9 protein-coding genes are annotated in these 10,038 nt (G+C 72.2%); 2 read left to right on the forward strand and 7 right to left on the reverse strand.

Translation table 11 applies throughout. The features are described from left to right. Nucleotides 1–31 precede the first annotated feature (31 nt). The 5 genes from ACZ7D7_RS09990 to ACZ7D7_RS10010 form a co-directional block, all read right to left on the reverse strand. Nucleotides 32–904, reverse strand: a complete 873-nt coding sequence (locus tag ACZ7D7_RS09990) for a MurR/RpiR family transcriptional regulator (RefSeq protein ID WP_470823500.1) — start codon at nucleotides 902–904, stop codon at nucleotides 32–34. Nucleotides 905–1,032: 128 nt separating this feature from the next. After that, on the reverse strand, nucleotides 1,033–2,247 hold the full coding sequence (locus ACZ7D7_RS09995; RefSeq protein WP_470823501.1) for a M20/M25/M40 family metallo-hydrolase: 1,215 nt from the start codon (nucleotides 2,245–2,247) through the stop codon (nucleotides 1,033–1,035). Then, the gene (locus ACZ7D7_RS10000) at nucleotides 2,244–3,008 is read right to left on the reverse strand and encodes an amino acid ABC transporter ATP-binding protein (protein ID WP_470823502.1); all 765 of its coding nucleotides are present in this window, start codon (nucleotides 3,006–3,008) and stop codon (nucleotides 2,244–2,246) included. The genes ACZ7D7_RS09995 and ACZ7D7_RS10000 overlap by 4 nt, the downstream gene beginning before the upstream one ends. Then, the gene (locus tag ACZ7D7_RS10005) at nucleotides 3,005–3,961 is read right to left on the reverse strand and encodes an amino acid ABC transporter permease (protein ID WP_470823503.1); all 957 of its coding nucleotides are present in this window, start codon (nucleotides 3,959–3,961) and stop codon (nucleotides 3,005–3,007) included. The genes ACZ7D7_RS10000 and ACZ7D7_RS10005 overlap by 4 nt, the downstream gene beginning before the upstream one ends. Further along, on the reverse strand, nucleotides 3,961–4,914 hold the full coding sequence (locus tag ACZ7D7_RS10010; RefSeq protein ID WP_470823504.1) for an ABC transporter substrate-binding protein: 954 nt from the start codon (nucleotides 4,912–4,914) through the stop codon (nucleotides 3,961–3,963). The genes ACZ7D7_RS10005 and ACZ7D7_RS10010 overlap by 1 nt, the downstream gene beginning before the upstream one ends. A gap of 910 nt (nucleotides 4,915–5,824) precedes the next feature. Between ACZ7D7_RS10010 and ACZ7D7_RS10015 the strand changes: the two genes are divergently transcribed. Beyond that, nucleotides 5,825–6,712 (forward strand): tryptophan 2,3-dioxygenase family protein, encoded by an 888-nt coding sequence (locus tag ACZ7D7_RS10015; protein ID WP_470823505.1) that lies wholly within the window; start codon nucleotides 5,825–5,827, stop codon nucleotides 6,710–6,712. Continuing rightward, entirely contained in the window at nucleotides 6,709–8,259 is a 1,551-nt protein-coding gene (locus tag ACZ7D7_RS10020; protein WP_470823507.1) for a tryptophan halogenase family protein, read from the forward strand. Before ACZ7D7_RS10015 ends, ACZ7D7_RS10020 begins: the two co-directional genes overlap by 4 nt. Before the next feature lie 86 nt (nucleotides 8,260–8,345). On the opposite strand, the gene ACZ7D7_RS10025 is transcribed toward ACZ7D7_RS10020, so the two are convergent. Beyond that, nucleotides 8,346–8,801: a flavin reductase family protein gene (locus tag ACZ7D7_RS10025; RefSeq protein WP_470823508.1), complete on the reverse strand. Its 456-nt coding sequence runs from the start codon at nucleotides 8,799–8,801 to the stop codon at nucleotides 8,346–8,348. Nucleotides 8,802–9,036: 235 nt separating this feature from the next. Then, the gene (locus tag ACZ7D7_RS10030) at nucleotides 9,037–9,756 is read right to left on the reverse strand and encodes a LuxR C-terminal-related transcriptional regulator (RefSeq protein ID WP_470823510.1); all 720 of its coding nucleotides are present in this window, start codon (nucleotides 9,754–9,756) and stop codon (nucleotides 9,037–9,039) included. Between the last annotated feature and the right edge of the window lie 282 nt (nucleotides 9,757–10,038).

Consider the following 10,038-nt stretch of genomic DNA (forward strand, 5'->3'; position numbering starts at 1 on the left):
GCCGCGCGCGCCACGTCCGGGACCCCGCGGGTCACAGCAAGCCGATGTGCTGGGCCACGTCCTCTCCTCGGCGGAGGTGGTCGTGGGCCGCTTCTCCCAGGGTTTCGATGACTCCGGCCACCACCGTTTCGATCACGGCGAGGGTCGGGACGAGGCTGTCGTAGGGGGAGGGGGCCGTCACGCGGCAGGGGAGGACGACGTCGGCCCGGCTCGTGACGGGGGACAGCCAGGTGTCCGTGAACAGGAGGACCTTGCCGCCCCGTTCGCGGACCAGGGCGGCCATCGCCACCTTGTCCTGCTCGTAGCGCCGGTAGTCGAACAGGACGAGGACGTCGCGGCGGCGCAGCGAGCTGAGTGTCGCCGTGCGTTCCACGTCCCGGTCCGGGAGGAAGCGGACGTCCTCGCGCAGTTGCATCAGGTGCAGGCCGAGGTACTGCGCCAGCAGGTGCGTGAAGCGGCCGCCGGCCAGGGTGACGCGGAGCTTGGGGTCGGCGAGGAGCCGGACGGCGTGGTCCAGGTCGTGCGGCGGCAGTTCGGCCAGCATCGTGGCCACCTCGGCGGGGAAGACCTTGCGCACCCGGTCCAGCAGGCTCGCGTCGTCGGCGCCCTCCTCGACGGGGCGCCCGTACGCCGGTGCCTCGTAGAGGGAGAGGGGCGAGGCGTTGCGCTCCTCCAGCTCCGCGCGCAGCGCCGCCTGGAAGTCGGGGAAGCCGCGGAAGCCGAACCGGGACACGAACCGCAGCACGGTGGGCGCGCTGACCCCGGCCCGCTCGGCTATGGCGGCCACCGTCTCGAACCCGGCGGACGGGTAGGCGGCCAGCAGCACACGCCCGACCTTGCGCTCGGCGGGACTGAGTTCACCCAGCTTGTGGCGGATCTCGTCCGCCAGTACGCCAGTGGCCATGCTGACTGTTTCCTTCCCGCACGCTCCCGCAAAGCAGGTGAAGAGCGTCCCGACAGTGTCGAGCCTAACGTTGCGGCACAGTGTGTCGTCCGTCCGGGGCGACACACCGACCGGGGGGTTCGCCGACGTCAGGCACGGCCGCCGCCCACCGTGGCGATCAGCGACGCGAGCAGCGCGACCCGCGCGTGCACACTGGCCAAGTCGAGCCACTCCTGCGGCGTGTGGTCCGCGCCGCCGACCGGGCCGAGACCGTCCAGGACCGGCGTGCCGACACCGGCGATGAGGTTGGCGTCGCCGACGCCGCCCGTGGCGGTGGCCCGTACGTCGATGCCGAGCTCCTCGCCCAGTCCGCGGGCGGTGGCCAGCAGTTCGCGCGCCGCCGGCGTCCGCTCCATGGGGGCGCAGAAGTCCAGCTGGTCTACGTGCGCGCTCGTCCCGGGCACCTCCTGCCGGGACGCCGCCGCCTCGATGGCCGTCCGCGCGGCGTGGATGCCCGCCGCCGTCGCCGAGCGGACCTCGACGCGCAGTTCCGCCTCCGGGCACACGATGTTGGCCCGCGTGCCCGCGCGGATCACACCCACGTTGACCGTCACCCCGTCCCAGCGCCCGTTGAGCCCTTGCAGCGCGACGACCAGGTGGGCCGCGGCCAGCGCCGCGTTGGCGCCCCGCTCGGGTTCGATCCCGGCGTGCGCCGCCGCCCCGGTGACGGTGATGCGGAAGTCGGCCACCCCCTTGCGGGCCACGACCAGATCGCCGTTCTCCCGCGCGCACTCCAGGGCGAGCGCCACGTCGCTCTCCCGCGCGACCCGCTCGGTCACGGGCCGGCTGGCCGGCGAGCCGATCTCCTCGTCCGGCGTGGCGAGGAAGACCAGTTCCCGGTACGTGTCCGCACCCGCCGCCGTGAGGACGTCGAGCGCGGCCAGCCCGGCCGCCAGACCGCCCTTGTCGTCGCACACCCCCGGGCCGTGGGCGAATCCGCCGCGCACCGTGAACGGACGCTGCCGTGCCGTGCCGTCCTCGAAGACCGTGTCCATGTGGGCGGCGAGCAGGACCCGGCGCCCGCCCTGGGCGGCGGACAGGGTGCCCGCCTTGCGGGCCACCAACGCGTCCCCGAACCGCTGCCCGTCGGCACCAGGCGGCAGCGGGATCCGGTCCACCGTGAACCCCAGGCCGCGCAGCCGGTGCTCGAACCGGTCCGCGACCCGGTTCACCCCGTCCGGGCTGTACGAGCCGGAGTCGATGCCGACCAGCTCGGCCAGGTCGTCGAGGAACCGCGTGCCACGGTCCCGGGCGAGTGCCAGCAGCGCGGACGCACCGGGCCGCCGGCGTGCCGCCGCCCTCACAGGACCTTGGACAGGAAGGCACGGGTGCGCTCCTGCTCGGGCTCGACCAGGACCTTCGACGGCTTCCCCGCCTCGACGACCGTCCCGCCGTCCATGAACACGGCGGTGTCCGCGACCTCCCGGGCGAAACCGATCTCGTGCGTCACCACCACCATGGTCATGCCGTCGGCCGCGAGCTGCCGCATCACCCCCAGCACGTCGCCGACCAGTTCGGGGTCGAGCGCGGAGGTGGGCTCGTCGAACAGCATCAGCTTCGGCCTCATCGCCAGGGCGCGCGCGATCGCGACGCGCTGCTGCTGCCCGCCGGACAGCTGCGCCGGGTAGTGGTCGGCGCGGTCGCCGAGCCCGACCCGGTCGAGCAGCCCGAGGCCCTCCCGCCGCGCCGCGGCACGGCTGACGCCCGCCACCCGGACCGGCGCCTCGACAACGTTCTCCAGGGCCGTCATGTGGGGGAAGAGGTTGAAGCGCTGGAACACCATGCCGATGTCCCGGCGGCGCTCGGCGACCTCCCGCTCGCGCAGCTCGTGGAGCCGGTTGCCGTCCTGCCGGTGGCCGACGAGCTGCCCGTCGACCGACAGTCGCCCGCCGTCCACCTTCTCCAGGTGGTTGATGCAGCGCAGGAAGGTCGACTTGCCCGACCCGGACGGGCCGAGCAGGCAGCAGACCTGCCCCCGTTCCACGGTCAGGTCGATGCCCTTGAGCACGTCCAGCCTGCCGAAACGCTTGCGTACGCCCTCGGCGTGGACCATGGCGGCGCTCATCGGTCCGTCTCCTTCCTGCGAAGTGCCGCGGTCGCGCCGAGGAACACGCGACGCAGCGGGGAGGTGCGGCTGCCCGTGGCGGCGCCCCGGCCGTAGCGGCGCTCCAGCCAGGCCTGCGGGACGCTGAGCACGCTGACCAGCGCCAGGTACCAGATGGCGGCGACCACGAGCAGCGGGATCACCTGGTAGTTCTGCGCGTAGACGGCCTGGATGTTGGACATCAGGTCGTGCGCGGCGATCACCGAGACCAGCGCGGTCATCTTCAGCATGTTGATGGTCTCGTTGCCCATCGGCGGGACGATGACCCGCATGGCCTGCGGCAGCACGATCCGTCGCATGGTGAGCAGTGGACGCATGCCCAGTGAGTGGGCGGCCTCGGTCTGCCCGGTGTCGACGGACTGGATGCCGGCCCGCACGATCTCGCTCGAGTAGGCCGCCTCGTTGAGCCCCAGGGCGAGCAGGGCCGCGACCGACGGCGTGAGCAGGGAGTTGGTCTCGGCGCGGACGAACGTGATGTCGGTGAAGGGGATGCCGATCTCCACGTACTTGTAGAGGGCGGCGGCGTATCCCCAGAAGATGATCTGCACCAGCAGCGGGGTGCCGCGGAAGAACCACACGAACAGCGACGACAGCGCGTACAGCACCGGGTTGGCGGACAGCCGCATGACGGCGATCACCGTGCCGAGGGCGAGACCCAGGACCATGGAGGCGGCCGTCAGCCACAGGGTGGTGACCATGCCGTCGAAGACGAGGCCGGCGAACAGGTACTGGCGGACCACGTCCCAGTGGACGTTGTCGTTGCGTGCCAGGGAGCCGACGAGACCGACGAGGGCGACGGCCGACGCCGCCGCGGCGGCCCAGCGGCCGTAGTGCCGTACGGGGACGATCTCGAGGTCCGGTGCGGTCTTCCGCGTCGGCGCCGTGCCGGGCACGGGGCGGGTGCTCGTCGGCATCAGTCCACCGCCGCGTTCCGGGTCGCCTTGGTCAGCGCGATCGAGCCGACCCCGTACTTGTCGCAGATCTTGGTGAGCGTGCCGTCGTCCATGAGCGCCTGGAGGGCCTTCTGGATCGCGGTGGTGAGTTCGGGGAGCTTCTTGCTGACGGCTATGCCGTTCGGGGAGGCGTGGTAGCCGCCGGGCGCCTTCGGGTCCTCGACGAGGTCGAAGGCCTTGCCGCCGTCGGCGGTCTTGGCGGTCCAGCCGGCGGCGGGCTTGGTCAGCACGTCGGCGACGACCTTGCCGGAGCGCAGCGCCAGTTGGGCGTCGGAGTCCTTGGGGAAGGTCTGGATGTCCATCCTCCCGCGCCCCGAGTCGGCGCAGGCCGCCTGGCGCGCGGTGAGCAGTTTCAGCTGGTTGGTGGCTGCCTGGACGCCGACCTTGCGGCCGCACAGGTCGTCCAGGTCGCGGATCTTCTCCGGGTTGCCCTCGGCGACCAGGACGGCGGACCCGGACCGGGTGTAGTCGACGAAGTCGACGACGCGCTGCCGGTCCTTGTTGTCCGTGATCGCGGACATGGCCACGTCGAACTTGCCCGCCTGGAGGGCCGGCACGATGCCGTCGAACTTCTGCGCGGAGAAGGCGAACCGCACCCCGAGCTTCGCGCCGAGGGCCTGCCCGAGGTCGTAGTCCAGGCCCGTCATCTCCTTGCCGCCCGCGGACGTGAACATCTCGAACGGCGGATAGGGCACGTCGGTGGCCACCCGGACGGTGCCCGACTCCTTGATCGCGTCGGGGAGCAGATCGTGCAGGGCGGCGTCCCGCTTCACGACGGCGCCGGCGACGGTGGCCCTGTCGCTCACGGCGGTGCCGGAACCGGCGGCGCCGGCGGAGCAGGCGGAGACGGTGAACAGCGCGGACACGCAGGTCAGGGCCGCAGCGGTGGGGCGTTTCGAGGAGGTGGGGATCACGGTCGGGTCCTTCTCGACGAGCGGGCGACGGCCGGGGCGTCCGCCGCTTGACGGGGGACGACGTTACATCCGGGGTGGCGGTGTGCCTAGATGTATCAAGCGTTACGTTCCGCTGTCGAGGCCCGGTGCCGGCCGGGCATGTCGGGTGAAAACCGCGTCCGGGCAGGTCGGAGGGGGTGTGCGGCGCCGGATTGAGGTGTGAGGGGCGTGTGGTGGCCGTGTGTGCGAGTGGGGCGCGGCTCCTGGCCCTCGGCCCCCGGGGCCTCCGGTGCGGACAGACTCTGCCGCAGCCCGCCCCGCGCCGCAAAGGGTCACGCGCATCCGGCGCTTGACGCACTGTCAGGTTTCGTCGCGGTTCGGGCGAAGCCGCCCGCAGGAAGTGCGGCGGCCCTCTTTACGGAGTCATTGCAACGATGCAATCGTGTCTGTGCACCGTTGACCACGGTGTCGGCGGCTGCTCCGCAGGGGACCGCGGAGCAGCCGTCACGGGGCCGGCGGCGCACTCGCCCGAGTGCGCCGAACGGCCTTTTCGTCATGCCCGTGGGCCGGGTGGCCGGTCGGCGCGGACCCCGTCCGGTGCACACCGCGGCCACACCCGGCCCCTCCCCGTCGGGCTCCCGAGCCCGCACCATCCGTGCCGCTCGACGCGCGCCGTCGGCGGGCCCGATCAGGTACCTCGACCGGAGCTGCCGCCGCGGGCGCGGAACCGGGAGGCTCGGATCCACTCCCGTGCCCGGGACCGACCGACACCCGAAGGGGGCCCCGTGCCCGACGGCGCACAGCTGACCACCCGCCCGTACCCGCGGCCGGCCACGCGGCTCCGGCCCGACCCGCGCGCGGCGAGCCGACGGCCGCCGGGGCCGGTCACCGCGCGGCGCGACCGGACGCGGGCCGGAACGGGCGGGCGCGGATGAAGTCCACCGCCGCCGAATCCACCGCCACCGCCCGGCCCGACGGCGCCCCGCTCGCCGCCGCGGACCGGCCCTTGACCTACGAGCGCTATCTGCGCGTCCCCGAACTGCTGCGGCTCCAGCAGCCGCTCAGCGACGAGCCGGACGAGGTGCACTTCATCATCGTCCACCAGGCGATGGAGCTGTGGTTCCGGCTGCTCGCCGACGATCTGCGCGCGCTGGTCCGGCTGCTGGACGAGGACCGGACGGCCGAGAGCTGCACGCGGCTGCGGCGGATCAACGACATCATGGGCATCCTGCTGACCCAGCTCCGCAGCCTGCGGGACCTCCCGCCCGGCGCCTTCCACGCGTTCCGCGGCCGGCTGGACGGCGCGAGCGGACTGCAGTCGGTGCAGTTCCGCGAGCTGGAGGTGACCTCCGGGCTGCGCGACGAGCGCTACCTGCGGACGGTCCGCGCCGCGCACGGCGGCACCCTGCCCGCGCCGGTCGCCGACGCGCTGTCCCGGCGCAGCGTCGCCGAGGCGCACCGGGACGCGGCCCACCGGGACGGCCTGACCGACTGGACACGGCTGTACCTGCCGCCGCGCGCCGGCGGCGCCCTGTATCTGCTGAGCGAACTGCTCCTGGACTACGACGAGTTGTGGCTGCGCTGGCGTACCGAGCACGTCACCCTGGTGCGCCGCGTGATCGGCGGGGCCACCCGGGGCACCGGCGGCACCGACATCTCCCACCTCGAACGGACGCTCGCCCACCGCTTCTTCCCCTACCTGTGGGCGGCGCGCGACCACCTGCCCGGCGCGGTGGACGGCGCCCACCCCGCGGGTCACCCGTCGCGCACCCCCGCCGGCGGATGCCCGGCGTTCTACGAAGGAGGACACAACGCATGATCGGCCATGTGGTGATCGTCGGTGGCGGCACGGCGGGCTGGATGACCGCCACCTACCTCAAGGCGACGTTCAAGGACCGGCTGGACGTCACGCTCGTCGAGTCGGCGAACGTGGCCACGATCGGCGTCGGCGAGGCGACCTTCAGTACCGTGCGGCACTTCTTCGACTACCTCGGCCTCGCCGAGGAGGAGTGGATGCCGTCCTGCAACGCCACGTACAAGCTGGCCATCCGCTTCGAGAACTGGCGCGGGCGGGGCGAGCACTTCTACCACCCCTTCGAGCGCCTGCGCACGGTCGACGGCTTCACGCTCGCCGACTGGTGGCTGAAGCTCGGACCGCACGACAGGCGCCTCGACGAGTCCTGTTACGTGCTCCCGGCGCTGTGCGAGGCCAAGCGCGCGCCGAAGCGGCTGGACGGCACCCTGTTCCACCACTCGCTGCACGACGGGGGCGACCGACCCCGCCGCACCACGATGTTCCAGCAGGACACCCAGTTCCCCTACGCCTACCACTTCGACGCCGCCCTCCTCGCGGAGTTCCTCGCCGAGCACGGCACGCGCCAGGGCGTGCGCCGCGTCCTCGACGACGTCGTGGACGTGCGCCGCGACGAGCGGGGCGGCATCGCCGAGATCGTCACCAGGGAGCACGGCGCACTGGCCGGCGACCTGTTCGTCGACTGCACGGGCTTCCGCGGCCTGCTCATCAACAAGACGCTGGACGAGCCCTTCGAGTCGTTCGAGAACGTCCTGCCCAACGACCGGGCGGTGGCCCTGCGCGTGCCCGTGGACACCGAGCGGGACGGCCTCTCGCCGTACACGACCGCCAGCGCCAGGGACAACGGGTGGATCTGGACCATTCCGCTGTTCGGGCGCATCGGCACCGGCTACGTCTACTCGTCGCAGTTCTGCACGCCGGAGGAGGCGGAGGCGGAGCTGCGCTCGTTCGTGGGACCGCGCGCGGCGGACGCCGAGGCCAACCACATCCGCATGCGCATCGGCCGCAACCGCCGTTCCTGGGTGCACAATTGCGTGGCCGTCGGGCTGTCGAGCGGATTCGTCGAGCCGCTGGAGTCGACGGGCATCTTCTTCATCCAGCACGGCATCGAGCAGCTGGTGCGGCACTGGCCCGAGCGGAGCCACGACCCGGCGCTCGCCCGCGGCTACAACGAGAGTGTCGCCCGCTGCCTCGACGGCGTGCGGGAGTTCCTGGTGCTGCACTACAAGGCGGCCACGCGCAACGACACGCCCTACTGGAAGGCCACCGACGAACGGGAGTTGCCCGGGGGGATGGCCGAGCGGCTCGGGCTGTGGGAGGCCAGGCTGCCGTCCGAGAGCAGCGTGTACCCGTACTACCACGGCTTCGAGTCGTACTCGTACAACGTGATGCTGACCGGCCTCGGACGCGCGCCGCGGCGGGCGCATCCGGCCCTCGACCTGCTGGACCCGGCGGCCGCGCGGGCCCGGTTCGCGGAGGTCCGCCGGGAGGCCGAACGACTGACCGCGGAACTGCCCAGCCAGTACGAGTACTTGGCCCACCTGCACGGCTGAACCACCCCCCGCCTCCCCAACGCCGTCGGGGCCGGACCCCTCACAGGTCCGGCCCCGACGGTCGTTCCGCCCGGTGCGCCGCCGCCCTACGCCGAGGGCCAGGTGGCGTAGCGCCGCTGGCCGTACAGCAGCGGGCGCGGGCCGTCCCCGGTGACGACGTGCTCGACCGCTCCGAGGACGACGGTGTGATCACCTCCCGGCACCGTGCGCAGGACCCGGCACACGGCCGTCGCATGGGCGTCCGACACGAGGCGGGGCAGTCCGTGCGGCTCGACGGGCTCCCAGTCGAACTCGCCGAACCGGCCCGGCCCCGGCGTGCTGAACCCGGCCGCGGCCCGGCGCCCCGCGGTGTGCAGCAGGTTCACCGCGAAGGCGCCCCGCGACACGGCCGCCCGCAGGGTGCCGCTCCGGTTGTCCAGGCACACCAGCAGGCTCGGCGGCCGCAGCCCCACGCTGCACAGGGACGTGCACGTCATGCCGCGCGGGGCGCCCTCGTCGTCGACCGTCGTGATCACGGCGACGCCGCTGGGAAAGCCGCTCATGAGGTCCCGGAACGTCCGGACATCGACCTCGCGCGGCGGTGAGTTCGGGCCCGCCGCCCTTTCGGCGGGTCCCGGTCGGGTGCTCCACGACATCAGACGGCCCATCCTTCACTCGACGACGGGGGAGGCCGGTGGCCGTCGTTCACGCTAGGGAGGGCGGGTCCGGGCACACTATCCCCGGCCGGGCGCGAGACCGGGGGGCCCGTCCGGGGTGCTCGGTCGGGGACCGGGCGCCTCACAGCACGGCCGAGGGCGCGGGGGCGGGGATCAGTCCCTCCTTGACGGCGATCACCGCGGCCACCGTCCGGTTGGGGCAGTTCAGCTTCGCCAGGACGTTGGACACGTGCCGCTTCGTGCCGTTCTCCGAGATGCCGAGCCGGTGCGCTATCTGCTTGTTGCTCATGCCGTGCACCAGCAGCGTCAGCACCGCCTCCTCACGGGGGGTGAGCTGCGGCCCGCGGTCCCGGCGCCCACCCGACTTCACCTCCGACATCAACTCCCGTACCAGGCTCGGCGGTACGGGCATCTCGCCGCACGCCACCGCCTGGACGGCGTGGGTGAGCGACTCCTCGGTGAGGCCGCTCTCCAGCAGGAAGCCGTCCACGTTCAGACGGCTGGCGCGCTGCACGCACTCGCGGACGGCGTTCGGGAGCATCAGCAGGACCTTGGCCCCGACGAGGCGGACGGTGTCCAGTACTTCCTGCAGCGGACCGGCCTCGAACGTGGCCGGCAGAACCACGATGTCGGGCCGACATCGCGTCAGGACCTCACGGACGGAACGGGGGTCGTCGAGCACCTGGACCGCGCCGACGGCCGGCAGGGAGTGCAACAACGTCTGGAGTCCGCAACGGATGATCGCGTCCTCGTGGAACACCGCCACGTCCAGGGCGTGGGGTGCGGTGCGGCGGTCCCTCAGGCTGACGACGTCGTGATGGTGGATTGCCTGTTCGCTCACCGACCATCCTCCTCGTGGTTGGTCGAACAATGTGGGGATGGGCGCGCAGGGGGACCGTGCCGCACCCATCAGCACGAGTGACCGGTGGATGATCGTCACCGCGGATGGTGTCAGCGTTCCGCGCAACCATGACGCGGACGTTACAACCAAGCCGGTTTTCCGGGAAGATGAAACACGGGATCGATCGCGTCGCACCTGGAAATCCCACGAGAACGGGTAAACCTCGATTGTCGAGCGCGTTACAAGTGGCCTTGCGAGAGGGCGTCTTGTACTACTTGGTTG

This window comes from Streptomyces sp. NPDC037054, assembly GCF_055606745.1.

What these genes read in the sequence shown, in the direction of transcription:
- ACZ7D7_RS10005 (WP_470823503.1), bottom strand. Translation starts at nt 3,961, where the DNA reads ATGCCGACGAGCACCCGCCCCGTGCCCGGCACGGCGCCGACGCGGAAG.
- ACZ7D7_RS10015 (WP_470823505.1), top strand. Translation starts at nt 5,825, where the DNA reads ATGAAGTCCACCGCCGCCGAATCCACCGCCACCGCCCGGCCCGACGGC.
- ACZ7D7_RS10020 (WP_470823507.1), top strand. Translation starts at nt 6,709, where the DNA reads ATGATCGGCCATGTGGTGATCGTCGGTGGCGGCACGGCGGGCTGGATG.
- ACZ7D7_RS10025 (WP_470823508.1), bottom strand. Translation starts at nt 8,801, where the DNA reads ATGAGCGGCTTTCCCAGCGGCGTCGCCGTGATCACGACGGTCGACGAC.
- ACZ7D7_RS10000 (WP_470823502.1), bottom strand. Translation starts at nt 3,008, where the DNA reads ATGAGCGCCGCCATGGTCCACGCCGAGGGCGTACGCAAGCGTTTCGGC.
- ACZ7D7_RS09990 (WP_470823500.1), bottom strand. Translation starts at nt 904, where the DNA reads ATGGCCACTGGCGTACTGGCGGACGAGATCCGCCACAAGCTGGGTGAA.